The sequence below is a fragment of the Reyranella massiliensis 521 genome (assembly GCF_000312425.1).
GTDB lineage: Bacteria > Pseudomonadota > Alphaproteobacteria > Reyranellales > Reyranellaceae > Reyranella > Reyranella massiliensis.
This window is the reverse complement of the sequence record NZ_HE997181.1, coordinates 3,906,320-3,931,302: the sequence shown is the minus strand read 5'-3', so window position 1 is coordinate 3,931,302 and position 24,983 is coordinate 3,906,320. Positions and strand designations below refer to the sequence as shown.

Annotated in this window: 26 protein-coding genes; 15 read left to right on the top strand and 11 right to left on the bottom strand. The window is 63.0% G+C overall.

Annotation, left to right across the window (positions count from 1 at the left end; translation table 11 throughout):
* The first annotated feature begins 84 nt into the window (after positions 1–84).
* The 7 genes from BN60_RS19145 (at position 85) to BN60_RS19115 (ending at position 7,512) form a co-directional block, all read left to right on the top strand.
* On the top strand, positions 85–840 hold the full coding sequence (locus tag BN60_RS19145; RefSeq protein WP_020697744.1) for an ABC transporter ATP-binding protein: 756 nt from the start codon (positions 85–87) through the stop codon (positions 838–840).
* Complete coding sequence (locus tag BN60_RS19140) at positions 833–1,537, top strand: ABC transporter ATP-binding protein (protein WP_020697743.1); 705 nt, start codon at positions 833–835, stop codon at positions 1,535–1,537. The genes BN60_RS19145 and BN60_RS19140 overlap by 8 nt, the downstream gene beginning before the upstream one ends.
* Before the next feature lie 7 nt (positions 1,538–1,544).
* Positions 1,545–2,426: a branched-chain amino acid ABC transporter permease gene (locus tag BN60_RS19135; protein ID WP_020697742.1), complete on the top strand. Its 882-nt coding sequence runs from the start codon at positions 1,545–1,547 to the stop codon at positions 2,424–2,426.
* On the top strand, positions 2,423–3,358 hold the full coding sequence (locus tag BN60_RS19130) for a branched-chain amino acid ABC transporter permease (RefSeq protein ID WP_020697741.1): 936 nt from the start codon (positions 2,423–2,425) through the stop codon (positions 3,356–3,358). Before BN60_RS19135 ends, BN60_RS19130 begins: the two co-directional genes overlap by 4 nt.
* A 100-nt stretch (positions 3,359–3,458) precedes the next feature.
* Entirely contained in the window at positions 3,459–4,562 is a 1,104-nt protein-coding gene (locus tag BN60_RS19125) for a calcium:cation antiporter (RefSeq protein ID WP_020697740.1), read from the top strand.
* 79 nt (positions 4,563–4,641) lie between these two features.
* Entirely contained in the window at positions 4,642–5,376 is a 735-nt protein-coding gene (locus BN60_RS19120) for an RraA family protein (protein ID WP_020697739.1), read from the top strand.
* A gap of 51 nt (positions 5,377–5,427) precedes the next feature.
* Entirely contained in the window at positions 5,428–7,512 is a 2,085-nt protein-coding gene (locus tag BN60_RS19115; protein ID WP_043286164.1) for an adenylate/guanylate cyclase domain-containing protein, read from the top strand.
* On the opposite strand, the gene BN60_RS19110 is transcribed toward BN60_RS19115, so the two are convergent.
* The 4 genes from BN60_RS19110 to BN60_RS19095 form a co-directional block, all read right to left on the bottom strand.
* The gene (locus tag BN60_RS19110; RefSeq protein ID WP_020697737.1) at positions 7,509–8,801 is read right to left on the bottom strand and encodes a hemolysin family protein; all 1,293 of its coding nucleotides are present in this window, start codon (positions 8,799–8,801) and stop codon (positions 7,509–7,511) included. The two genes, BN60_RS19115 and BN60_RS19110, sit on opposite strands and share 4 nt — an antisense overlap.
* A gap of 178 nt (positions 8,802–8,979) precedes the next feature.
* Positions 8,980–9,702, bottom strand: a complete 723-nt coding sequence (locus tag BN60_RS19105; RefSeq protein ID WP_148283487.1) for a class I SAM-dependent methyltransferase — start codon at positions 9,700–9,702, stop codon at positions 8,980–8,982.
* A 46-nt stretch (positions 9,703–9,748) separates the two neighbouring features.
* Entirely contained in the window at positions 9,749–10,807 is a 1,059-nt protein-coding gene (locus BN60_RS19100; protein WP_020697735.1) for a radical SAM protein, read from the bottom strand.
* Between the two features lie 218 nt (positions 10,808–11,025).
* On the bottom strand, positions 11,026–11,637 hold the full coding sequence (locus tag BN60_RS19095) for an NAD(P)H-dependent oxidoreductase (RefSeq protein ID WP_020697734.1): 612 nt from the start codon (positions 11,635–11,637) through the stop codon (positions 11,026–11,028).
* A 110-nt stretch (positions 11,638–11,747) separates the two neighbouring features.
* On the opposite strand from BN60_RS19095, the gene BN60_RS19090 reads away from it, so the two are divergent.
* Positions 11,748–12,335 carry a TetR/AcrR family transcriptional regulator gene (locus tag BN60_RS19090; RefSeq protein WP_020697733.1) on the top strand — a complete coding sequence of 196 codons (588 nt, stop codon included), beginning with the start codon at positions 11,748–11,750 and terminating at the stop codon, positions 12,333–12,335.
* 120 nt (positions 12,336–12,455) lie between these two features.
* Positions 12,456–12,824 (top strand): YciI family protein, encoded by a 369-nt coding sequence (locus tag BN60_RS19085; RefSeq protein WP_020697732.1) that lies wholly within the window; start codon positions 12,456–12,458, stop codon positions 12,822–12,824.
* Between the two features lie 104 nt (positions 12,825–12,928).
* Here the strand turns inward: BN60_RS19085 and BN60_RS19080 are convergent, their stop codons facing one another.
* Entirely contained in the window at positions 12,929–13,675 is a 747-nt protein-coding gene (locus BN60_RS19080) for a GntR family transcriptional regulator (RefSeq protein ID WP_020697731.1), read from the bottom strand.
* A gap of 165 nt (positions 13,676–13,840) precedes the next feature.
* Between BN60_RS19080 and BN60_RS19075 the strand changes: the two genes are divergently transcribed.
* From BN60_RS19075 to BN60_RS19050, 6 genes are read left to right on the top strand one after another with little or no spacing between them, the layout of a single operon-like run.
* Positions 13,841–15,043 carry an ABC transporter substrate-binding protein gene (locus BN60_RS19075; protein ID WP_020697730.1) on the top strand — a complete coding sequence of 401 codons (1,203 nt, stop codon included), beginning with the start codon at positions 13,841–13,843 and terminating at the stop codon, positions 15,041–15,043.
* Between the two features lie 33 nt (positions 15,044–15,076).
* Positions 15,077–16,963, top strand: coding sequence for an ABC transporter permease (locus BN60_RS19070; RefSeq protein ID WP_020697729.1), 1,887 nt, complete (start codon positions 15,077–15,079; stop codon positions 16,961–16,963).
* Positions 16,963–17,727: an ABC transporter ATP-binding protein gene (locus tag BN60_RS19065; protein WP_020697728.1), complete on the top strand. Its 765-nt coding sequence runs from the start codon at positions 16,963–16,965 to the stop codon at positions 17,725–17,727. The genes BN60_RS19070 and BN60_RS19065 overlap by 1 nt, the downstream gene beginning before the upstream one ends.
* On the top strand, positions 17,724–18,431 hold the full coding sequence (locus BN60_RS19060; RefSeq protein ID WP_425357814.1) for an ABC transporter ATP-binding protein: 708 nt from the start codon (positions 17,724–17,726) through the stop codon (positions 18,429–18,431). The genes BN60_RS19065 and BN60_RS19060 overlap by 4 nt, the downstream gene beginning before the upstream one ends.
* A gap of 9 nt (positions 18,432–18,440) precedes the next feature.
* Positions 18,441–19,631 carry an amidohydrolase family protein gene (locus BN60_RS19055; RefSeq protein WP_020697726.1) on the top strand — a complete coding sequence of 397 codons (1,191 nt, stop codon included), beginning with the start codon at positions 18,441–18,443 and terminating at the stop codon, positions 19,629–19,631.
* Between the two features lie 26 nt (positions 19,632–19,657).
* A complete protein-coding gene (locus BN60_RS19050) occupies positions 19,658–20,098 on the top strand; it encodes a cupin domain-containing protein (protein WP_020697725.1) in 441 nt (146 codons plus the stop codon).
* Between the two features lie 583 nt (positions 20,099–20,681).
* Here BN60_RS19050 and BN60_RS30560 read toward each other — a convergent pair.
* The 6 genes from BN60_RS30560 to BN60_RS19025 form a co-directional block, all read right to left on the bottom strand.
* Positions 20,682–21,773 carry an MBL fold metallo-hydrolase gene (locus tag BN60_RS30560; RefSeq protein WP_177324848.1) on the bottom strand — a complete coding sequence of 364 codons (1,092 nt, stop codon included), beginning with the start codon at positions 21,771–21,773 and terminating at the stop codon, positions 20,682–20,684.
* Positions 21,763–22,362 (bottom strand): hypothetical protein, encoded by a 600-nt coding sequence (locus BN60_RS19045; protein WP_148283485.1) that lies wholly within the window; start codon positions 22,360–22,362, stop codon positions 21,763–21,765. Before BN60_RS19045 ends, BN60_RS30560 begins: the two co-directional genes overlap by 11 nt.
* Positions 22,359–23,072 (bottom strand): hypothetical protein, encoded by a 714-nt coding sequence (locus tag BN60_RS19040; RefSeq protein ID WP_020697722.1) that lies wholly within the window; start codon positions 23,070–23,072, stop codon positions 22,359–22,361. Before BN60_RS19040 ends, BN60_RS19045 begins: the two co-directional genes overlap by 4 nt.
* Before the next feature lie 122 nt (positions 23,073–23,194).
* Positions 23,195–24,406: a tyrosine-type recombinase/integrase gene (locus BN60_RS19035; RefSeq protein WP_020697721.1), complete on the bottom strand. Its 1,212-nt coding sequence runs from the start codon at positions 24,404–24,406 to the stop codon at positions 23,195–23,197.
* A gap of 38 nt (positions 24,407–24,444) precedes the next feature.
* On the bottom strand, positions 24,445–24,684 hold the full coding sequence (locus BN60_RS19030; protein ID WP_051150160.1) for a hypothetical protein: 240 nt from the start codon (positions 24,682–24,684) through the stop codon (positions 24,445–24,447).
* Positions 24,681–24,872, bottom strand: a complete 192-nt coding sequence (locus BN60_RS19025) for a hypothetical protein (RefSeq protein ID WP_020697719.1) — start codon at positions 24,870–24,872, stop codon at positions 24,681–24,683. The genes BN60_RS19030 and BN60_RS19025 overlap by 4 nt, the downstream gene beginning before the upstream one ends.
* Positions 24,873–24,983 lie beyond the last annotated feature (111 nt).

Below are 24,983 nucleotides of genomic sequence, written 5' to 3'. Positions count from 1 at the left end.
GATCATTCTGGGGTTTGGACAACCCGGCGGCCGCTGGACAGGCCGTGCCAATTCCGTGTTATAGGCAGCTTAACGGGAGGCAGGGTGAAAGAAGAAACAATACTAGAGGCCGAAGGTCTCACTAAAGAATTCAAGGGCTTTGTTGCCGTCAAGAATGTCCGTCTGCGCGTGCGTCGCCATACGATCCACGCGCTCATCGGACCGAATGGCGCGGGCAAGACCACTTGTTTCAATCTTCTGACGCACTTCCTGTCCCCGACGGCGGGGCAGATCCACTTCAACGGACGGAACATTACCGGCAGCTCACCGGCGGCGATCGCGCGGATGGGGCTGGCAAGGTCGTTCCAGATTTCCGCGGTGTTCCCCCACCTGTCGGTGCGCGAGAACGTTCGCGTCGCCCTGCAACGCAAGCTCGGCAATTCTTTCCATTTCTGGCGTTCCGAGCGTGTTTTGAACAAGCTTGATCAGCGCGCTCTCGAACTGGTCGAAGCGGTGGGCCTCAGCGCCTTCGCCGAACTGCCGGCCGTTGAGCTGCCCTATGGTCGCAAGCGCGCGCTCGAGATCGCCACGACGTTGGCGCTCGAGCCCGAGATGATGCTGCTCGACGAGCCGATGGCCGGCCTCGGTCAGGAGGACATCAAGCGTATCGCCGCCCTGATCAGAACCGTCGCGAAAGACCGCACCGTCCTGATGGTAGAGCACAACATGTCCGTGGTTGCCGATCTTTCCGACACCATCACCGTGCTGGCGCGCGGTGAAGTGCTGGCCGAGGGACCTTATGCCTCGGTCTCGAAGGACCCGGCCGTGGTCGAGGCTTACGTTGGTACCGGTCATGGCTGAGACACTTCTCAAGGTCGCCGGCCTGCAATCCTGGTACGGCGAATCGCACATCCTGCACGGCGTCGATTTCCAGATCGGCCGTGGCGAACTCGTGACCCTGCTGGGCCGCAACGGTGCCGGCAAGACCACGACGCTGAAGTCCATCATGGGGATCGTGGAGAAGCGCACGGGCTCCATCGTCTTCGAGGGCCAGGAGACGGTGGGCCTGCCCTCCGACAAGATCGCGCGTCGCGGCATCGCCTATTGCCCCGAGGAGCGCGGCATCTTCTCGAGCCTGAACGTCGACGAGAACTTGAGCTTGCCGCCTGTCGTGAAGCCGGGCGGCCTGAGCATCGAGGAAATCTACACGCTCTTCCCGAACCTCCTGGAGCGGCGGCGCAGCCAGGGCACCAAGCTGTCGGGTGGCGAGCAGCAGATGCTGGCCATTGGCCGCATCCTCAGGACCGGTGCCGACCTCCTGCTGCTCGATGAGCCGACGGAAGGCCTGGCGCCCGTGATTGTCCAGCGCATCGGCGAGATTATCCGCCAGCTCAAGACGCGGGGATTCACGATCCTGCTGGTCGAGCAGAACTTCCACTTCGCCGCCACCATCGCCGATCGCCATTACGTGATGGAGGACGGCCGCGTCGTCGACACGGTCGTCGCCAGCGACGTCCAGCAGAGCATCGGCAAGCTGCAAGCCTATCTGGGAGTGTAGGGACTTCATGTTCGAACTTCTCGGCATTCCGCCCCAGGCACTGTTCGGCCAGCTCCTGCTCGGCCTGATCAACGGCGCCTTCTACGCCATGCTCAGTCTCGGCCTTGCCGTGATCTTCGGCATGCTGAACGTCATCAACTTCACGCACGGCGCCCAGTACATGATGGGCGCCTTCGCCGCGTGGCTGCTGCTCGGCTACCTCGATGTGCCGTTCTGGGCCTCGCTAGTGCTGGCGCCGGTGATCGTCGGCCTGATCGGCATCGTGCTCGAGAAGCTGCTGCTGAAACGGATCTACCATCTCGACCATCTCTACGGCTTCCTGCTGACCTTCGGCATGGCGCTGGTCATCGAGGGATTGTTCCAGCTTCAGTGGGGATCGTCGGGCGCGCCTTACCCCAACCCGATCCCGGGCGGCTACAATCTCGGCTTCATGTTCCTGCCGACCTATCGCGGCTTCGTCGTCCTGGCGGCGCTCGTGATCTGCCTCGCCACCTGGTACGGGATCGAGCGCACCAAGCTCGGCGCCTACCTGCGCGCTGCGACCGAGAATCCGACGCTGGTGCGCGCCTTCGGCATCAACGTGCCGCGCCTGATCACCCTGACCTACGGCCTGGGCGTTGCGCTCGCGGCCCTGGCGGGCGTGCTCGCCGCACCCATCCAGCAGGTCTCGGCGCTGATGGGCACCAACCTCGTGCTCGTGGTTTTCGCTGTCGTCGTGATCGGCGGCATGGGCTCGATCATGGGGTCGATCGTCACGGGCTTCGGGCTCGGCATGATCGAGGGCCTGACCAAGGTCTTCTATCCACCGGCCTCCAACACGGTGATCTTCGTCGTCATGGCGATCGTTCTGCTGGTCAAGCCGGCCGGCCTTTTCGGGCAGACCAAATGACCTCGCAGCGCGTCGGTTACGCCATCCTGATCATCCTGGCGCTGGTCGCGCCGGCGATCGCCTATCCCGTCTTCCTGATGAAGGCGCTGTGCTTCGCCTTGTTCGCGTGCGCCTTCAATCTGCTGCTGGGCTATGCCGGCCTCATGAGCTTCGGCCATGCCATGTTCTTCGGCATGGCGGGCTACTTCTACGGCCATGTCGTCAAGGCTTGGGACATGTCGCCAGAAGTCGGACTGCTCGCCGGCGTGCTTGGTGCGGCAGCACTCGGTCTGGTGACCGGCGCACTGGCCATCCGGCGACAGGGCATCTACTTCGCGATGATCACGCTGGCCTTTGCACAGATGGTCTACTTCTTCTGCGTGCAGGCGCCGTTCACGGGCGGTGAGGACGGGCTGCAGGGCATTCCGCGCAAGCCATTGTTCGGCTTGATCCCAACCAAGGACGACCTCGTCCTCTACTACGTCGTGCTGGCGATCTTCCTGTTTGGCTATGGCGCAATCTACCGCTTTATCCATTCGCCGTTCGGCCAGGTGCTGAAGGCGATCCGCGACAACGAACAGCGTGCCGTGTCGCTGGGCTACGAGGCCGACCGCTACAAACTGCTGGCCTTCGTCCTCTCGGCGGCGCTGGCCGGGTTGGCGGGCGCCACCAAAGCGATGGTGCAGCAGTTCGCCACGCTGACCGACGTTGCCGCTTCGACCTCGGGCGAGGTCGTGCTGATGGCGCTGGTTGGCGGCCTCGGCACCATCATCGGGCCGGTGGTCGGCGCCTTCATCATCGTCACGATGCAGAACTATCTGGCGGGCTTCGGCCAGTTCGTACTGGTCATCCAGGGCGCCATCTTCGTCGTGATCGTGCTGGCCTTCCGCAAGGGCGTGGTGGGTGAGTTCGCGGAATGGTGGAGACGGCGACGCGCGGCCAGCTCGCGCTGAGGTGATTGCCCTCCGGGCCATGAACAACGGCTCGATCCAGCTCTGATGCCCCTCTATACGTCAGGAGACGTCGGTATCGGCGCAAAGGAGAGGGAACGCGATGACAGCCACGCGACGGCGTCTACTGTGGCGGCTTGTGCCGCCGGCCGGCCTCGTGGTGGCAGTGTTCGTGTCGCTTCTGAACGTGGGGGCCGGCCTGCCGGCGAGCCTCGCCACAGTACCTCCCTTGATCGAGTTCATTGCATTGGCCGCGACGGTGTTCGCATCGGTCCACCATGCCGATGTAATCGCGCATCGTACCGGCGAGCCCTACGGCACCCTCGTGCTGACAGTGGCCGTCACCGTGATCGAGGTCGCGCTCATCCTTTCGATCATGCTGGCCGGAGACGGCAGCCCGTCTCTTGCACGTGAAACAGTCTTCTCGGTGATCATGGTGGTATGCAACGGCGTCGTCGGCATCTGCCTGATCGTCGGTGGTTTCCGTTATGGCGAGCAGGGGTTCCGGCTGCCGGGGGCGGGTGCCTACCTTGTGGTGCTGATGCCGCTCGCAACCCTGACCCTGATCCTGCCCACCTATACGACCAGCGCGCCAGGGCCGCTCTACACGCCGACGCAGCTCGGCTTCGTCGCCCTGGCGACGCTCGTCCTCTACGGCGTCTTCCTCTATGTCCAGACCATCCGTCACCGCGACTACTTCCTCTCCGATTCGGGCGACGACGAAGACGACACGAGCCATGGAACTCCCGGCACGCGACAGGTCTGGGAGAGTGTCGTCTTGCTGCTGATTGCCCTGACTGCCGTGGTCCTGCTGGCGAAGGGCATCTCGGGATCGATCGAGGGGACGGTCGCCGCCGTCGGAGCGCCGATCGAGGTGATTGGCCTTTTGGTGGCGCTGCTGGTCCTTCTGCCGGAGACATTGGCGGCGCTACGGTCGGCGCGGCGGAACGAGCTGCAGAAGAGCCTCAACCTGGCACTGGGCTCCTCGCTCGCCACCATCGGCCTCACCATCCCGGCCGTCAGCGCCCTGGCCATCGTCCTGGAGCAGCCTCTCGAACTCGGCATCGATCTGGTCGACACCGTGCTTCTGGTGCTCACGTTCGGCGTCAGCCTCGTCACCTTCGGTGGCGGCCGGACCAACATCCTGCCGGGCTTCGTCCATTTGATCCTGTTCGCAACCTTCGTGTTCATGATTTTCGTGCCATGATTGCGCAGGCGGCACAGGTCTTGCCCGCGAGCGCCATTCGGGCCAAGAACGAAGCGGCCAACAAGAGGAAGTATCCGATATGACCGAGCTTTCCGACGACCAGCTTTTCGCCGAACTGCGCAAGATCGACACGCCGACCATCACCAATGTCGTCGCGACCTATCCGAAGAATCCTCTCTGCCTCGGCCTCTACAACCCGTGGACCGAGAACTGGTACACCGACACCTCCATCCGCTGCATGTATCCCGAGATGGGTGCCATCATCGGCCATGCCGTGACCTGTGTTTATGGCCTGCCCGATCCCAACTATTCCGGTCGGCTCTCCTTCATGGACGTGGTCGATGCGCTCGACGCGATGAAGAAGCCGACGATCCTGGTCATCCAGCAGAAGTGGCCGCCCGAGCTGATGAACAAGGCAGGCCTCGCTGGCGAGATGATGGCGACCTCCATGCAGGCCGTGGGCTGCGTCGGCCTGCTTTCCAATGGCCCGTCGCGCGACGTCGACGCGATCCGTCGCATGAAGTTCCAGATGCTGCTGGGGGGCGTCACGGCCGGCCATGGCGAGATGGCCGTGCAGTCCGTCAATGCGCCGGTCTCGGTCGGCGGCATGGACGTGGCGCCGGGCGAGCTGATCCACATGGACGAGAACGGCGCCGTGAAGTTCCCGGCGCAGCATGCCCGTGCGGTACTCAAGAACGCCCAGGCGATGCTGGCCGACGAGGCCGATAAACTCGAGAAGATGCGTAAGGCCAAGACCGCTGCCGAAATTCGCGCCATCAACTCGGGTGGCACCTACGGTGCCAAGAAGGGCTAGAGATCGGTCGTGAGTGCCGCCGTCGCCGAGGCGCGTCCAGCGCGCTGGGGACTGGCGGCCAAGTTGTTCGCCGTCCTGCTGCTGCTGGGCGTCGTGGCGGTCGTGATCACCAGCGTCCTGGGCTACATCCGAGCCCGGGAAGCGCTGGAGAAGGTCATCTTCGACCAGCTCACTTCGGCGCGGGAAACCAAGGCGAATCAGGTCGAGGCATATTTCCGAACGGTGCGCAGCGAGATGCGGCTGCTCGCCGCCTCGAAGATGGTTGTGGATGCGATGAAGGGCTTCCGCGACACCGTCGACGAGCTGGATCGGCGCGAAGTGCCTGAAGAAACCCGGCAGAAGGTGCTGGGCTGGTACAATGACGAATACATGCCGATGCTGCGGCGTGTCCTGAACAAGGACGTGCCGGTCGACGATTTCCTGCCTGTCGGCGCGGCGCCATATTTCCTGCAGAAGTCGTACATCGTCGACAATCCGCATCCCGCAGCGCGGCGCAAGCTGATGGACGATGCCGGCGACGGCAGCGCCTACAGCAAAGTGCACGCAGCCTATCACCCGTTGATGCGCACGGCAGCGGAAACGCTGGGTTTCTTCGACTTCCTGATGGTCGATCCGCGCACTGGCCGGATCATCTACAGCGTCGACAAGGAGGGCGACTTCGCAACGTCTCTGCTGGCCGGCCCCTATCGCAATTCCAACATTGCGTCGGCTGCGGCCCGCTGCGCTCAATCTCCCGATCCGTCGGCCACCTGTCTGGACGATTTCGCGCCCTACCTGCCGGCGGACGGCACACCCGCGGCTTTCATCGCGGCTCCGGTCATCGACCAGGGCGCGGTCATCGGCGTGCTGGTGGCGGAACTTTCAATCAACGAGCTCGACGACATCGTCACGGGCGGGCGGCGCTGGCGCCACGAAGGATTTGGCGCCACCGGAGAAGCCTATCTGGTCGGGCCCGACTTCCTGGTTCGATCGAATGGCCGCAACTTCTTCGAAAGGCGCGACGTCTACTTCTCGGAGCTGAAGGCCGGCGGCGCTTCAGACGAGGATATCGCCAACATCCGACGGTACGGAACGCCGATCCTGCATCAGCACGCCGATACCGCGGCTACGCGCGCCGCGATCGGGGGCGTCGAGGGCGTCGGAGAGATCATCGGCTATCGCGGCATTCCAACCCTGGCCTCTTGGGGGCCGGTCAAGATCGGCGGCGTGAACTGGGCGCTGGTCGTCAAGATCGACAGCGCCGAGGCCTTCGCACCGATCTATCGGTTGGAACGCGCCCTCATGATGGTAGGCGTGGTCGCGTTCGTGGTGCTGCTGATCACGGCCGCCTGGCTGTCGCGGTCGCTGCTGGGCCCGCTGCGCGATCTGACGGCGGGTGTCCGGCGCTTCGCCGCCGGGGACTACGGCGCCCATGTGCCGGTGCGCTCGCGCGACGAGATCGGCCAGCTCTGTCTTGCCTTCAACGGCATGGTCGACGAGCTGCACGAGAAGAACCAGCTCATCGAAGCCAAGAACCGCGAGAACGAGGAACTGCTGCTGAACGTGCTGCCGGCACCCATCGCCAATCGCCTGCGCGATGGCGAACAGGGCATCGCCGACGGTTTCGCCGAAGTGTCGGTGGCCTTCGCCGACTTGGTCGGCTTCACCGCCCTGTCCTCGGAAATGCCGCCGGCGGAAGTGGTCGCCCTGCTGAACGGTCTGTTCACGCGCTTCGACATGGCGGCGGGCGAGATCGGCATCGAGAAGATCAAGACGGTGGGCGATGCCTATATGGCGGTCTGCGGCCTGCCGGTGCCGGTTGCCGACCATGCCGAACGCATGCTGCGCATGGCCATCCGCATGGTCCACATCACGCGCGAGCATGCCCTGGAGCACGGCGTGAGCATGCGGCTGCGCGTCGGCATCAACAGCGGCCCGGTCGTCGCCGGCGTCATCGGCAAGAGCAAGTACATCTACGATCTCTGGGGCGACACGGTGAATCTGGCGAGCCGCATGGAGTCCGGCGGCATACCGGACTCGATCCAGGTGACGCGCCCCGTCTACGAAGCGCTAAAGGACAAGTTCACTTTCGAGTCGCGCGGCGCCATCGAGGTCAAGGGCAAGGGCAGCGTCGAGGCGTGGGTGCTGCGGCTCTAGGCCCTGCGATGCAGGGTCGGCTGCGGTGTCGCCAGAAGCTTGTCGATGCGCGTGCCGTCGATGTCGACGACTTCGAAGCGCCACAAGCCGTAGTTGAACGATTCGCCGATTCGGGGCAGGCGTTTCATGCGGTCGAGAACGAAGCCCGCGACTGTATGGTAGCTATGATCAGCCGGCACGAGAATGCCGAGTCGCTCGCCGAACTCGTCGACCGGGCAGCTACCGTCGATCAACAGCGAACCGTCGTCGCGCGTCGTGAAATGCGGCTCCTCGCGTTCCTCGATGTCCGCGACGACCGTCTTCAGAATATCGCCTTCGGAAACGATGCCCTCGATGCTGCCGTGTTCGTCGACGACAATCACGAGGTTGAGCGGCGACTGGCGTAGTTGCTCGATGACGTCGATTGCGCCCAAACGGTCGCTGACCGCGGGAACGGGTTGCACGAGCAAGCGCACGGCGTCGACGCCGCCGTCCATCAACGCGACCAAGGCGGCGCGCACGGGGATCGCGCCTACGACCTCGTCGATATCGCCATTTGCCGCCAGGATGCGGGCATGGCGGGCCGCTCGGATTGCCTGGCGAATCGTTGCGTCGTCGTCCTGCAGGTCGAGCCATTCGATGTCCGGCCGCGGAGTCATCACGCCGCGCACCGAACGGTCGGCGAGCCGCATGACGCGCGAGATCATCGACCGTTCCTCCGGCTCGACGACGCCCGACCGCTCGGCCTCTTCGATCATCGTCTTGATTTCTTCGTCGGTGACGCCCGCATCGCGCGGACGGCTCTGGCCGAGCAGGCGCAATCCGAAGCGCGCCGATACGTCGAGCAGGATCACGACCGGCGCGGCGCCTCTTGCCAGGATTTGCATGGGGCGCGCGACGATTGCCGCAACCTGCTCGGCGTTGCGCATGCCGATCTGCTTTGGCACCAGCTCGCCCAGCACGACCGAAAGATACGTTATGGCCACGACGACCGCGACGTAGGCCACGGGTTCGGCAATGCGGGTCGGCACGTTCTGGCTTTCGAGCCAGGCGTCGCCGCGTTCGGCGATCGTGGCGCCGCTGAAGGCGCCCGCGACAATGCCGACGAGCGTGATGCCGATCTGAACCGCCGACAGCATTCGCCCCGGCTCGCGCATGAGATCGAGTGCGACGCCTGCTCCCCGCGATCCCGCGCGCATCATCTGTTCCAGCAATGGCCGTCTGGCCGAAACCAGCGCCAGCTCCGACATCGCGAGAAGGCCATTGACGACGATCAATCCAGCGACAATAGCCAGTTCGACGGCAAGCATGTACACCCCGTGTGAAGCTGCGCACTATAGATTAAGCCAAGCGTCGAATGTCGAAGGCCGTTCGACGGTCGCAGCGCTTCGAGGTGCCGTCGGCAATACATCGCAATGGCACGCTCGTGCCGGTGTGCGTTTATCTTTTTATGCGCCCGTCAGGATCTGGCCACGCTGGTTGCCGCAGTCATGCCGCCGCGACGTACTCGAAATCCAGCCAGCGATAATTGTCGGAAGCGAAACCGAAGTCGAGGATCGTCCTGAGCCGGGCGGGGGCCAGGCGCGCGCGGACCTTGTCCGCATCGTACCATTCGGCCCAGGGTGTACGATCACCGTCGGTCATCTTGGCCCATTGTTCGAAGGACGGCGATCCTGCTTTCTCCCAACGCTCCTTGGGATAGACGAGTTCGAGCCAGCGGCCGCCGAGCTTCAGCTTCTTCAGGACGTTGAGGCATTCCTGGCGGGCGACATCGAACGGCACGTGATGAACAGAGCCGCAGGCGAGGACGGCATCGAACTGGCTGTCGAGCTTGTCGAAGGAGAGATCGGGGCCGATGAGGTGCGTCGTGACCTTTAGCCCCTTCAACGCGGCGATCCGTTCGATCATCGCGAGATTGTCGGAAGCGATGTCGGCGAAGGTCCACTGCGCACCCTGACTCGCAAAGCGCAGACCGTCCAGGCCAAGACCGGACCCCAGTTCGAGCACCCGCCGGCCCTTAACGAAGTCGCGATAGAGTGGTCCAATCCAGCCGATCACGCCCGAAGCTCTATTGGCAGCCATGCCATCCCAGAACGACAGCAGCTCGGCATCGGGAAGCTTCAGGAGATCGCTGCTGTAACGCCGGCCGTCGGTGTCGTCACCGCCGGGCACTTCGCGCCACTTCTCCCGATGGGCCGCTAGTACATCCACAAATCACCTCAATCTATTCTTCATTTGGATGAAGCGGCGCCTGCCTTCAGGAACGGCGGAAGGGCGTCAGTAGTTCGGCCAGCCAGTGCTTCGACGGCGGCGGGGGAGGCTCTTCGGGCGGCGGTGGCGGCTGGTCGAACCTCACGGTTCTCATATAGGGACTGTCGCCGTCCTTGGTGTCCGACCACATGACCCACCACTGGCACTTCGCGCAGACCTTGCCGAGGTCGCTGTTGGGGTCTTCGTACATGTCGCAGAGCCGGTCGTAGGCTTCCTGCAGCGAAGTATCGGCGATATTGGGCAGCCACGACGTATCGGCTTCGTGCGACTGCACCATCATCGCACAACACGGTGTGATCTGCCCGGACGGCAGGACGTAGAGCTGGATGTGGCAGTCGTTGCGCTTCTCCGGCACGAAGAAGAGGTTCCGGAACTTCAGGACGTCGTAATATTCGGCGTGGAAGTGGACGGCGTCGACGCGGGTCGACCAGAACTCGGCGAACTCTTCCAGCCGGGCGCGCGTGTCTCCGATCAGAATGCAGTTCACTTCGACATTGATCTCGGGGATCTGCTCCTTGCGCGCCTTCAGGTAGGCAATGGTTTCCAGCACGCGCTCGAGATCGCCGCCGCGGCGGATCTTGGCGTAGGCGCGCGGCTCGATATGGTCGACGCTGAAGCGGAACTCGCGAACGCCCATGGCGAGCATCTTCTCGAGCCGTTCCGGCGGCATCGACTGGCCATGGCTCAGCACATTGACGGGATGGCCGAGTTCGACGGCCTTGTGCACATGATCGAGAGCGTGCGGGTCCTGGAAGAAGTCGCCGGTGGCGGCGAAGTGGACCTTCTGACCGGCAGGAATGTCGCGCAGGCCCTTCTCGATCAGCTCCGGCGCCAGCGTCTTCGCCTTCTTGGTCGCGTTCGGACCATTGAAATGACAGAAGACGCAGCTCAGTTCGCACGTCTCGGTCGTCGCGAAGCCCGCAAAATCCAGTTCGGCACGGCGGTCGGCTTTGGGAACGAATGGCGCCGTCGTGATCTGATCGAGCTTTTCGGCCTCGATAATCCGAGGAGACTTTGGCGCAGTCGTTGAAGAACCGTCGGGCATCTTCCTATGGCAAGGCGATTTGTTTGCGAACTCGGAGTCAGACTTACGCTGGGTACAGGAACGCTCGTTCGGTCTTTTTGTCGGACACCCGAGCGGGCTGTGTCAACAACCTCCTGGGATTGTCGCATCAACCGGCCGGGGCGTCGTATTGCGCCCCGATGGGCCAAATCTGTGACATTTTCGGGGGCTTCCCGATGGGGCAAGACGCAACTGCTTCCTCACGCAGCTTCGGACTGTCCCGAGCCGTTGAAAAGATTGCGGCCGATCGTGCGGGCGGCCTCCAGAAGAGGAACCGGATCCCGCGTTTCCGATTCGAAGAGGAACTCCGACGTTGCGACCGGGGCGCCGCAATAGTCGAAGATTCCATGATCGATTTGGGTTTTCATCGCGCCGGAATAGCCATGCCGCTCGAAGGTCCCAGCGTCGGTGCCGGCGACACCGACCAGATGAACACGGAGGCGGCGAAGCCTTTTCGCCACCTTGCCCTCCGGAGCGGCATCGTAGGCCCAGCCGTTGCTGAAGACGCGATCGATCCACCCCTTGAGGATGGCCGGCATAGACCACCAGTAGACCGGATAGACCAGCACCAGGTCAGTGGCGCGGTCGATCCGTTCTTGCTCGGCGATGACGTCGGCGGGAGGCGGCGTATCCTTATGATAGGCGGCGAAGTCGGCCGTGCTGAACCTGGGGTCGAAGGCTTCCGCCGTCAGGTCGGCGATCTCGAAGGAGTGCCCGGTCCCGGCCTCGGAGATGCCCTCGGCAACTTGGGTCGCGACGCTGCGGCTCAGGGATTTTGGGTCGGGATGAGCGACGACGACAAGTGCGTGCATGGCAGGCTCCTTCCAACTCGTTGCACAGAAAGGGTAATTTCTGTATACTTTTAGTAAGTTACCTTTGGTATATTGTAGTGTCAAGCACCGCGCCTAAAACTTCTACTCCGATGCCGCGTCGCCGCCTTTCGCGCGAAGAGAGGCATCGCCAACTGCTGGACGTTGCTTGGCGGCTGGTCCGGGAAGAGGGCACCGAAGCCCTGACGCTGGGACGACTTGCCGAACAGGCGGGCGTCACGAAGCCAGTGGTTTACGATCATTTCGTCACGCGCCCGGGGCTGCTGGCAGCGCTTTACCAGGAGTACGACACGCGTCAGACGGCGTTGATGGACGCCGCGATCCAGGCAAGCGAACCGACTCTGCGGGGCCGGGCGTCGGTCATCGCATCGTCCTGTGTCGATTGCGTGCTTCTTCAGGGCCGCGAGATCCCCGGTGTGATCGCCGCCCTCGCCAGCTCACCGGAGCTCGAGAAGATCAAGCGCGAGTGCGAAGTGGCCATCATGGAGAAATGCCGGGTCGCACTGACGGCATTCGCAAAGGACGGCGTTATCGCGCCTGCCGGTCTTTGGGCGATGTTCGGCGCGTCCGAAGCCCTGTGCCATGCCGCCGCGACCGGCGAGATAACGGCCGAAGAGGCAAAGAACGAGCTCTTTGAAACGATCGTCGCGATGGTCGAGAGGCGTGCGTGCGACACTTGACGCTCGTTGAAGGGCACCTCGGCCTTTGAAAAATTCCGGGGCGTGATGTCGACTTTCATGATGGCGGTTCGTCGTTCCGATGCCGGCGCGATGAGGCCGGCTTGAACGAGGAGTCAGTCGATGCGTGTGATGGTGCTCGTGAAGGCGACCGAGGACAGCGAAAAGGGCTTTTCCTCCACGCCGGAGTCCCTCGCGATGCTCGAGGCGATGGGCAAATTCAACGAGGAGCTGGTCAAGGCCGGCATCATGCGGGCCGGCGAAGGCCTCAGACCCTCCTCCGAAGGCAAGCGCATTGCATTCGATGGTTCCGGCCGAACCGTCATCGACGGGCCGTTCTCTCAAACCCGCGAACTGGTCGCCGGATTCTGGCTCTGGGACGTCAAGGACATGGATGAGGCGGTCGCCTGGGTGAAGCGCTGTCCCAATCCGATGCCGGGGCCCAGCGAGATCGAAATCCGGCCTCTATACGAGATGTCTGACTTTCAGTGAGAATCTTGTACCGGACGTTCAGAGTGGCCGATATGGACGCCGATCCGGTTGTTCGGAAGGGATGGTGGGCGTAGCGGCTTCGCACGTCCGGGCGGGTTCGTTCGTCACGGCCCGGCATGTTCTCCCATGCCGTGGTTCTCGAACCATGCCACCAGGAACTCGCCCGATTCGATGATGTGCTCGGCCATGGCGCGCCGCGACTGAATCGGATCTCGCTCGGAGAGCGCATCCAGGATTGCCTGGTGGTGACGGATGTTGCGCTCCATCCGGTGTAGATCCATGCCCAGTACCGAGGTCAGCATTACGTTGCGGATGTAGCCGAGGTTGAGATCTTCGATGTGACGGCGCAGCGAGAGATTGTTGGACGCTGCATGAATGGTGGAATGGAAGGCTGCGTTGGTCTCGACCCATTCCTTGGCTGGGTTCGACAGCACGTCCGACGTACCCTTGGCGGAGCGGCGGTTGCCGCCGCGTTCGACGCTCAGCCCCTTCACGGCGCGCGCGAAGCGCAAATGCGTGTCTTTCAGCGCTTGCAGCTGGTCGTCGGTAATCCACTTCGCCGCCAGTTGGGCGGCCAACCCCTCAAGTTCTGCACGGATCTGGTACTTCTCGCGGATCTCGCGTGAAGAAGGCGTGCGGACGACCGCGCTGTGCCCGCGCGCATGCGAAATAATGCCTTTGGCTTCAAGTTGCCGTAGGGCCTCGCGTATGGGCGTGCGGCTGACTTCGAATTCCTGCGCTAGCGCCTCCTGACGCAACGGCCGCCCCGGGCCGAAATCTCCGGCAACGATCTTGGAATAAATCTTCTCGGCAAGCTCATGGACGAGCTTCGCGTCAGACGCTTTGCGCATTTCAGTCCTTTGCCACAGCACCCTTCCGCCTATCGGCCCGCGCGGCCGCGGGTCAAGCGGTCAAATCCAGTTTGACATCACTTGGCGGTGGATGCAGTGTAATTATTATTGGATACACTTTTGTAGAAGTTGAATACAAACTTCGAAGAAACCAGGGAGGGGAATGTGAAGAAACTTCTCATCGCGGCACTGGTGCTCGCAGCGGCGGCATCCTCGGCTTCGGCCCAGACAGGAGCCGCAGGGCCGATCAAGATCGGCGACATCAACAGCTACAGCGGCATGGCGCTGTTCACCGAGCCGTACCGCAAAGGGGCCCAACTCGCGCTCGAGCAGGTGAATGCTGCGGGCGGCGTGCTCGGCCGCCGTCTGGAAGTCGTCTATCGCGACGACGCCGTGAAGGCGGGCGACGCGGTGCGCCACGCCGAGGAACTGGTTTCGTCGGAGAAGGTGAGCGCGCTCGCCGGCGGGTTCACCTCAAGCGTCTGCCTGGCCCTTGCCGACTTCGCCCAGCAGCGCAAGGTGCCCTTCGTCTGCGGCATCGCCGTCAGCGACGCCGTGATCTGGGAAAAGGGCAATCGCTTCACATTCCGGACGGCGCAGTCCACCACGATGCAGGCCGGCATGCTGGCCGAAGCTGCTGCCAAGCTACCGGCCAAGCGCTGGGCGACGGTCGCGCCGAACTACGAGTACGGCACCTCGTTCGTCGCTGCCTTCAAGAAGCGGCTCTCGGCACTGCGGCCGGATGTGACCTGGGTCAGCGAGCAGTGGCCGGCGCTCGGCAAGATGGATCCCGGGCCGACCATCGACGCCCTGAGCGCCGCCAAGCCCGACGCCATCTTCAACGTCACCTTCGGCACGGACCTCGTCCGCTTCGTCCGCGAAGGCAACACGCGTGGCTTCTTCAAGGGCAAGGACGTGGTTAGCGCGCTCACCGGTCAGCCTGAGTATCTCGACACGCTCAAGGACGAGACACCCGAGGGTTGGGTCGTGACGGGCTATCCGTGGCAGACTTTCGGCGAGGCCGACCATATGGCCTTCCGCAAGGCCTACGAGGCGAAGTTCAAGGACTATCCGCGTTGGGGCTCGGTGCTGGGCTACACGACCTATATGGCTCTCGCGGGCGCCATCAAGGCCGCGGGCTCGACCGACGGCGAGAAGATCGCCGATGCCTTCCGCGGACTCACCGTGCCGGGACCGCTTGGCCCGGTCACCTATCGCGCTGCCGACCATCAGGCGACCATTTCGTTCTTCGTCGGCAAGCTTGCCAAGAAGGACGGCAACGGCGTCATGACCGATTGGCGTCTGGTGCGGGGCGAGGACTACCTGCCGCCACCCGACGAGGCCGCAGCGTTGCGCCCGAAGAACTGATCCGTCGCCAACATTCCGTATCAGGGCGTTGCCATGTCCTTCCTCGATCCGTCGATCGTGTTGTCGCTGTTGCTAAACGGTCTCACCGCGGCGTCGACTTTGTTCATCGTAGCCTCGGGCCTGTCGCTGATCTTCGGCGTCACGCAGATCGTTAACTTCGCCCATGGCTCGCTCTACATGCTGGGCGCCTACATGGCGTTCACGGTGACGGGGCTGCTCCCCTCCGACCCGTTCCTGTTCTGGGTCGGCATCGCAGGCGCGGTCGCGGCGGTCGCCCTGGTCGGCGGGCTCGCGGAGATGTCGATTCTCCGCCGCCTCTACAAGGCGCCCGAGCTGCTGCAGTTGCTTGCAACCTACGGCATCGTCCTGATCATCCAGGATGCCGCCAAGTACATCTGGGGCTACGAGGACCTGATCGGTCCGCGCGTGCCGGGTCTCAGCGGTGCGGTCGACATCCTGGGCGTTCGCTTCCCGGCCTACAATCTGCTCGTCATCGCGCTGGGCCCGGCAATCCTGGGGCTGCTCTGGCTCGCCTTCCACAAGACCCGCTGGGGCGTGCTGGTACGTGCCGGCACCGAAGACCGCGAGATGCTGGGCGCGCTCGGTGTCAATCAGAAGTGGTTGTTCACCTCGGTCTTCATGCTGGGCAGCGGGCTCGCCGCCCTGGGCGGCGCTGTGCAGCTGCCGCGCGACGCAGCCAACCTCGGCATGGATTTCAGCATTCTTACCGAGGCCTTCGTGGTCGTCGTTGTGGGTGGCCTCGGCAGCGTCGTCGGCGCCTTCTTCGCCGCCCTGCTGATCGGCATCCTCCAGTCCTTCGGCACGCTGCTTCTGCCGAAGTTCACGCTGGTCCTGATCTTTCTGATCATGACGCTTGTGCTGCTGGTGCGTCCCTATGGGCTCGCCGGTCGGCTACAAGTCCAGGTTCGCGAGCAGGGGCCCTCGTCGGAGCATTTCCTGCGGCCGGGCGGCGCCAACGAGCGCTGGCTGTGGATGGTCGTGATCGCCTCGATCCTGCTGATCCCCTTCCTGCGCATCGATTACACGGTTTCCGTCGTGATCGAGATGCTGATCTTCGTCCTGTTCGCGGTGAGTCTGCATTTCCTGGTCGGTGCCGGCGGCATCCTGAGCTTCGGGCATGCCGCCTATTTCGGTCTCGGCGCTTACTTCACGGCGCTCGGCATCAAATACTTCCAGGTACCGATGGTGGTGGCGCTGGTCGGCGCGCCACTGGCGGCGGCGGCGGGCGCCGTGCTGTTCGGCTGGTTGTGCATCAGGCTGAACGGAGTCTATCGCGCCATGCTGACCCTGGCGCTGGCGCAGATCCTCTGGTCGATCGCGTGGCAATGGACGGACGTGACCGGCGGAGACAACGGCATCCTCAAGGTCTGGCCCGACGAGTGGCTGCGCGACAGGGGCGTCTATCTCTACCTGGTTCTGGCCATCGTGGTCGCGGGCGTGGTCGCCATCCGGCGGCTGACCTTCTCGCCGCTGGGCTACGCGCTGCGTGCCGGTCGTGATGCACCGCTGCGGGCGGCCGCCATCGGCATCGACGTGCGGCGTGTGCAATGGGCGGCCTTCGTTGCGGCCGGCTCGCTCGCCGGAGTCGCAGGATCGCTCTTCGCCTTCTTCAAAGGCAGCGTCTTCCCCGACAGCCTTTCGATTCCACTGTCGGTCGACGGCCTGCTGATGATCATCCTGGGCGGCATCAACACCATGGTCGGCCCGATCGTCGGCGCCGTGGGCTACCACGCGCTGCTGACGGAACTGCAGCGTGCGACCGAATACTGGCGATCGATCCTGGGGCTGGTCGTCATCCTGCTGGTGATCCTGTTCCCCAACGGCATCGGCGGCTCGTTCGAGAAGCTGCGCGGCTGGTCTCTCAAGCGTGCGCCCAAGGCGACACAGGAGGTGCTGTGATGGCGACGCCGATCCTCAGCGTGAACGGCCTGCGCAAGGCCTATGGCGGCGTCGTCGCCGTCGACGGTGTGTCGTTCGAGCTCGAGCAGGGCCACATGCTGGCCATCATCGGTCCCAACGGGGCGGGCAAGTCGACCTGCTTCAACATGCTGGGGGGCCAGATCCGTCCCGACTCGGGCAGCATCGCGATGGGCGGCCACGAGGTCAGCCGGAAGTCGCCGCAGGACATCTGGCGGCTGGGCACGGCCCGGACGTTCCAGATCACGGCGACCTTCGTGTCCATGACGGTGCGGGAGAACGTGCAGATGGTGCTGCTGGCGCGCGACCGCCGCCTGGCGCGCTTCTGGAGTCCCGCATCGTCCTATGCGCCGGAAGAAGCCGACCGGCTCCTGAACCTGGTCGGGATGCGCGGCCAGTCCGAGCGCGTTTGCGGCACGCTTGCCTACGGCGACCTCAAGCGGGTGGAGCTGGCCATGGCGCTGGCCAGCGGGCCCAAGATCCTGCTGATGGACGAGCCCACCGCCGGCATGGCGCCGCTGGAGCGGCTTGCCCTGATGGACCTCGTCCGCTCGCTGGTGAGCCGCGAGGGCCTGAGCGTGCTGTTTACCGAGCACGACATGGATGTCGTGTTCGGCCATGCCGATCACATCGTTGTCCTCAACCGGGGGCGCATCATTGCCAGCGGCGGTGCCGAGGAGATCCGGGCCAACAGCGCGGTGCAGGACGTCTATCTCGGCGGTGGCACGATGTATGGAGCCCATTGATGCTGAATGTCACAAACATCGAGAGCTACTACGGCGCGGCGAAGATCCTCTACGGCGTGTCGCTGCACGCCGCGGCGGGCGAGGTGGTCGCGCTGCTGGGCCGCAATGGAGCCGGCAAGTCGACCCTGATGAAGTCGATCATCGGCCTCGTCGTGCCGAAGGCCGGCTCCGTGTCGCTGCGCGACCAGGACATCACCGGCCTGCCGCCGTTCGCGATCGCCCGCCAGGGGATCGGCTATGTGCCGGAGGAGCGCCGTGTTTTTACGAGCCTCACCATACTCGAGAACCTGGAAGCAGGGCGGCAGGACCGTCCGGCATCGGGCCTCGCACCGTGGACACCGGAGCGCCTGTTTGCGCTGTTTCCGAATCTCGCGGGCATGCGCACGCGGCGCGGCGGCCAGATCAGCGGCGGCGAGCAACAGATGCTCACCATCGCGCGCACCCTGATGGGTAATCCGTCGGTCATCCTGCTCGACGAGCCGTCGGAGGGCCTGGCCCCCAAGATCGTCGAGCAGGTCGCCGACGCGATCCGCGAACTGAAGGCCGCCGGGCTCACCGTCCTGCTGTCCGAGCAGAACATGCACTTTGCGGCACTGATCTCCGACCGAGCCTACGTCATCGAGAAGGGCCAGATCCGCTACAGCGGATCGATGGAGGACCTCAAGGCCAACGAAGACGTGCGTAAAGCTTATCTTGCAGTGTGAGGCATTAGCGTGGATTTTCAGACGGCGAGCCAGCGCGGCAAGCTGGTGATCAGCAACATCGGCCTGCTGTTGTCGGGCGACTTGAAGCAGCCGATCCTCGACGCCGACACGATCGTCGCCGTCGACGGCCGCATCGCCGCGGTGGGCAAGGCGAAGGATGTCGACACGGAAGGCGCTACCGTCACCGTGGATGCGCGCGGCTCGGCGCTCGCGCCGGGCCTGATCGACAGCCATGTCCATCCCGTGTTCGGTGACTGGACGCCGCGCCAGAACCAGATCGGCTGGATCGAGTCGTTCATGAACGGCGGCGTCACCAGCATGATCTCGGCGGGCGAAGTGCATCTGCCGGGCCGCCCCAAGGACATCGTCGGCCTGAAGGCCCTCGCCATCACCGCGCAGCGCGCCTTCGCGAACTTTCGTCCCGGCGGGGTAAAGGTGATCGCCGGCGCGCCCGTGGTGGAGACGGGCATGACCGAGGCCGACTTCGCCGAACTGGCGCAAGCCGGCGTCGGCCTGCTGGGCGAGATCGGACTCGGCTCGGTCAAGACGGGTCCCGAGGCACGCCAGATGGTCGCCTGGGCGCGCAAGCACGGCATCCGTTCGACCATCCATACCGGCGGGCCCTCGACTCCCGGATCCAGCTACATCGACAAGGATGTGGTGCTCGAAGCCGATGCCGACATCATCGGCCACATCAACGGCGGACATACCGCGCTGCCGCTCGATCAGATCCGCTGTCTGTGCGAGCGCTGCCATCGCGGCATCGAGATCGTCCACAATGGCAACGAGCTTGCCGGGCTGACGGCATTGCGCTTCGCCAAGGAACTGGGCCAGCTCGAACGGGTGATCCTGGGCACGGATAGCCCGGCCGGTTCGGGTGTTCAGCCGACCGGCATGCTGCGGCTGATCGCGTTGCTGTCGTCGGTCGGCGACACGCCGGCCGAGCTGGCCTTCTGCTTCGCCACCGGCAACACCGCACGCCTGCATGCGCTCGACTGCGGCCTGATCGCGGTCGGCAAGGCAGCCGACTTCGTCCTGATGGATGCCGCGCAGCATTCGAGCGGCAAGGGCCTTCTCGACAGCGTGCAGAAGGGCGACTTGCCCGGTGTCGGCATGGTGATCATCGACGGCATCGTGAGGTGCGGGCGTTCGCGCAACACACCGCCTCCGACGAGGCTGCCGGAAATCGTGCATTCGTAAAACCTCGCAGAAAAGGAGAGAAGGCTATGACGGGTACAAAGGAAGCGAAGGCGGGAACTCACAACGCGCCGGAGTTCAAGCATCCCAGCGAGATGGAATGGGAGATGGGGCGCTTCAAGAACGTCACGAAGTTCCTGTTTCATCCGACACCCGAGCGCCCGACCGTGCCGAACGCGGGCTTCCTGCGCTATGAGCCGGGCGCAGGCTTCCCCTTCCACAAGCACGACTTTGCGCAGATCTGGTACATCATCGACGGCGAATTCCAGATGGGCGAGAAGAAGTACGGGCCCGGTACGCTCGTCTACATGGAAGATCCCCACTACGAGAATGATATGCGGACCGAGACCGGCGGCACGGTGCTGTTTGTTCAGTACCCCGGCCCGACGACCGGCGGCCGTCCGATCTATGATGGCCGTATGAACCTCAAGGTCGCGCCGCCGCCGGAAGAGCTCGATCTCGAGCACTGACCTGCAAGCCTGGGTGGCCTGCGCCGGCACGTTCACCCGGGAGCTGCTTGATTTCCGCTTCCGCCGCCAGCTCGAAGTAGTGTGCGGCGCGGTGGAGCAGGAGCCTCTGGCGCTTTTCGTCCGTCCATCGGGAAGGCCATCGTCGATCTCGACGATGGCCTCGAGGAACGGATCGGGCGCTGAAGCCGGAGCGCCAAAAGAGCAAGCTACCCTCGACCGAGGGGCGGCGCGGCACCGAACGGCTTTCACCCTATCCTCAGCGCACCTGCAAGCCTCCTACCGGCTCATGCGGGACTGGCACGGGCCGACGTTCAGGTGCGCAACGCCGGCTTGCGATCGGTTGGCGCCGCGATCGAGGTCGGGACGAGAGAGCCTGGGTCCATAGCGAATGACCGCATCGACCGCCCACGCGGCGGCCAAGTCCGAAACTTGCCAGAAGTTAGTGGATTTGCATGTGGTTGGCGGACCCGGCGAGATTCGAACTCACGACCTCTGCCTTCGGAGGGAAGCGAGCGCTACAAGTTAACCATTTGAATACAATTAGGAATTTGAGTTCACCTGAGCTCCGCGTGGCAACCGCGTGCTACGTGTGAATGTCTTTCAGCAGAACCGCGTTGTCGAATCGCTCAACCGACCAAGTGCTTCCAGATGCTCGTTTTCGGCGAAAACGGACATGACCCATCTTTGGCTCCCGTTGAGCCCGATTTTTAATGCCCTCTGCCTCAAGGTGCTTTTCTACGCCTCCGCCCAATTTCGGAGCTGAAGTTGACCTCGCTCGCGCGGCTGAATAGGCGTGAGTTGAATGTGCGAGTATCCGGTCTACGTCGACCCGAGTGGGCGGAGGATTCGTGCCGGAGCTAAAGGGAGTTAGTACCACCAAACAGTCTTTGGGGATGTCATGGTCCCAAAGAGGTTGATGGTGTGCGTTCGATGAACCGTGATGGGGAATCTTAAAGAGCTGAATGCCTGAACGCGTAACTTTCGACGTTGCCATGATCGTCGACCATCCAAAACTGTGCTGCTCTTCGAGATCGGCGCCCAGAAGAATCTGGCAGTCTTCGAATCCCACAAGTATTGCAATCGCAGTGTGATTGGGATCTCCACGATCGACGTTCACGGCCGCGTCATCTTGCTTTATCCTGCACAAGTCGCCCGAGATGCCGGCTAGGAACTGTGTTATTAAAGCATCGTTAGGGGAGAGCGAATGAGCAGTGGCCCCGCTTATGTTAACTAAGAGGCGATCGGGGCCAACAAACAACGGGCACTTATTGCGGTTTCTAAGAATCTGCAAAGTACGAAGGTACTCCGACGATCGCTGCAGAATTGGGTTACCTTTCCCGGGGCCGAACAATTCGGCGAACGTCATAAACTCTTTGGTCTTGAAAGAGAGAGGGCAAAAGAAATCGGCCGCCTTGGCGGCCGAAACGAGATCAGAAATCCCTCCGATATGGTCGCGATGCCAGTGGGTGGCCACAACCGCAACTAAATCCTTCTCCACGTTGACTTTAATCTGCTGAAGGTACTCAAGCGGCTTGCTTCGAGCAGTCACGGCATTGTTGCAGGAATCGACAGCGATCCACTGGGTAGGCCCAAGCTTGACGAGTATGCCCTCTCCAAAGCTCGGGCCAAAAACGGAGACCTCAATCTCGTCTACATCTGGTGGATCAGTCAGCACTCGTCGGCATCTTCTCAAGATCGTCGAACAGCTTCAGCCACTCATCCGCACGCTTCTCCGCTGCGGCGAGCCTTGATTCACCCGAGATGGGGATTCGACGAAATACAAGTGCGCTGCTGGTGCGACGACTGTTTGTCGTACTTCTGAAGACGGCGTAGGTAAAGCTCGCTCCAACTTTGAAGAGCACTTTATCATCTTTCCAAACGAGCTCGACGGGAAAGTCCGCAGTTTCACTCGGCCCCCCAAACTCGCTATCCGGTTCAAGCCGAGCCCGAAAGAAGTCACCCTCGATCACTTGAACGACGCCAAACCAGCGGTGAATAGGCACCTGGGAAACGACCGCGGATTCATCCGTTTCGGTTGCCTTAGTTTGTTGAAGCCCCATGGGCAGCGCCGTAGTTGCGGGCTGTGATGCATCGCGTTTCTGCCCTGGCGTCCGGGTAGCCCTGGCAACTGTTTCCGCGACGTGTCTTGCATGCTCTGCCGTAAGCTTAGAGGAGTCGGCGTAGACTGCTGTTTCACGTGACATTGCCTCATTGGCAGGGATCCATGTCTCCGCTCTAGGCTTTAGTGCCAGATTCGCGGTCATAACCGTCGCTCCTCTTTGCACATGACCATGATGTGTTCGATTATAGAGTGAGCCAGCCCTCGAGAACCTTCCCACTGCTCGCGCAACATAAAACAAGCAGCTTTAGCGTTCATGCTGTCTTTGATGTCGAAGTGATCGTTAATCGATAAGAATATCCCAGTAAAAGGCAGTCTGACAGACGGTTCAATACGGGCGGTCACACTTCCGCTGCTGTCGCTTCTAGTTCGACGCATCGAAAGGCTAACCATGCCACCCGTTTTCGTCGGATCGCCCGACTCATTGTCTTTCAATATCAAGTCGCCGAGCGAGCCCCACTCTTGGGGCGGCGCTAGCCTCTTGCCGACACGTGTTCGCGAATCATTGGATCCGGCATCGAAATGGACGGTCCTGTTTATCCCTAGAGCGCTAATATTTTGTCCAGGTAGGACTCTTTCAAACGTGTTCAGGATGAGGTCGAAAGCACTCTCTACAAACACGGGCGCGCTCACGCTAAATCTATTCTCCTCAACCATGACAGTTATGTCATTTGTCGTGATTCGAAACCGCGTAGCAACGCGACTTACAACATCAATCTGCGCTTGCTTCGCTTCGGCTTCACCAATGAGATCATTGGCAGAGAACCAGTGCGGTTGAAACTGGTCAGGGCCGAACGAGCCTAGAAACACTATCGTAGTGTCTTCGACTTCAGGCTGAATCGTCAGTCGGCTCACGACGCTTCTCCAGTGTATCCATTTTGAACGGTAGTCACATCGGCCGACAGGCGCAACATCAGCGGATTATTGCAATGCCACTCTTAATCGGTAGCGATCCGGACGGTCGGCGAAAGTGTCGATCACCCTGTTTTAGACTGCCTTGACGCAAGAATAGGTAGCCGATCGACGATCTGCCGCCGAACCTCCGGCACATCATGCGCGTAGCCCATGAAACTCTCCACCGTTAGCCATCCCGCCTGATCCATCGCCACTCGGACCGGTGCCTGCATGGCCATCATCGTGGTGGCGAGCAGGTGACGGAACCAGTGCTGGGTGATCTGACGCATCAGCTTCCTATCAGCCCAGGCTTGGCCAGCAACCTCCCGAGCCTCGCTGGTTCGGCCCTGCGACCGCAGCTGCCGACAGAGCGTCACGGCTTGGCGCCGCCGAACGGCGTTCGCCCGGACCTTGGCGTTGTCGAAGGCCTTCCGGTTGTGGCCGCTCAAGCCATTTGCCATGTTGTAGGGCTTGCCGGTCTTCGTCAGGAACAGCGGCCCCTCGCGATCCCAAAGGCGGCCCCGGCGTTTCAGGTAGTCGCGCACGGCCTCGGCCGCTGCCGGATGCAGCGAAGCAAAGACGGGCTCCCCGGTTTTGGTCTTCTCGAAGGCGATCTGCTCCTTGCCGGGCACCAGCATGATGTCCCGCAGGCGGGCCTTCAGGATGGCCGAGACCCTTTGGCCGGTCGACCACTCGACGTAGAGCTGCGGCCGCAGGTGCCAGCCGGCGGAGTCGACCAGCAGCTGGATCAGCTCGGGCCGCCAGTCGGCGACGTTGCGGCGTTGCCGGTGCTTGGGCTTCCGCGCGGCCGCGTCTCGCTCGAAATGCGGGATCGTCTTGTCGGTGATCCATTGCCGGGGCTTGGCGGCGCACCAGATGATGAACGACAGGAAGCCGTTCAGGTAGCGCTCGCGCGTAGAAGCGGCTCTGCCCTGCGTCTCGGCCTCGACAAACGACGTCCATTCGGCGGCCGATACGTCCCCCACGAGTCGGACCTTGAACCGCTTCCCGATGGACTGCGCCATCGAGACCTCGCGCCAGCTCGCCTTGCGGCCGTGCTTGCGAGGGCGCTTGAGCCAGCCCTCTAGCGCGATGGAAACGGGACGACTGGGCTGGCGGCCGTAAATAGCTTCCTGGCGGACCTCGAGCGCCCAGGTGTCCCGGAGCGTTTCGGCGTCGGCGAGGGTTCCCGCGATCGCCGAAATCGATCTCGCGCTCGTCTCGCTCCCACTGATCGAGGATGCGGACAACGTCGGCGTGATCGTGGCGGCGCAATGCCGACCGAAGATCGTCAAGGTCGTGATCGCCGATCAGGATGTGGCCGACTGCCATGTCAGCCCTCCGTCCGCGCGAACAGCGCCGGCGCGTCTGCCGCGACACGATCGAGCAGGTAGCAGCCTCGAATCGTGTCGATGAGGATCACGGCGGAATGACCGCCCAGCACATAGGCGTCGCTGGTCGTCTTCCCTCGCACGATCTCGTGTCGATCCTTGCTGACCATGACGGCAGTGCCGACAGGGTGAGCCTTGTTCCAGGCGTCGACGGCCTGTTGTGGGCTGGGTCGCCTGGTCATTCCGAAAACCCCTCGAGGTCTTGGCCAGCCGCGATCATGGCAATCGGATCGCCGCTGCCGATGGCCTTGCAGCCCTGCTCCAGTGCCGCGTCCATCAAGAGGATCGCGACGTCGCCGATCTCCTCGTAGTGATGGCGGAGGCCGGCGACGCGCCGAATCTCGCGCGCCAGTTTCTCGGCCACGTTCATGCCGCGTCTCCCTGCGGTTGGTCGGGCGTGGGCGTCGTCTCCGGCTGCCAGCCGGAGTCCATGCACGCCGCCGGCGCGTCGGCGGGCACGCCGCACACGACCGCGCGCAGC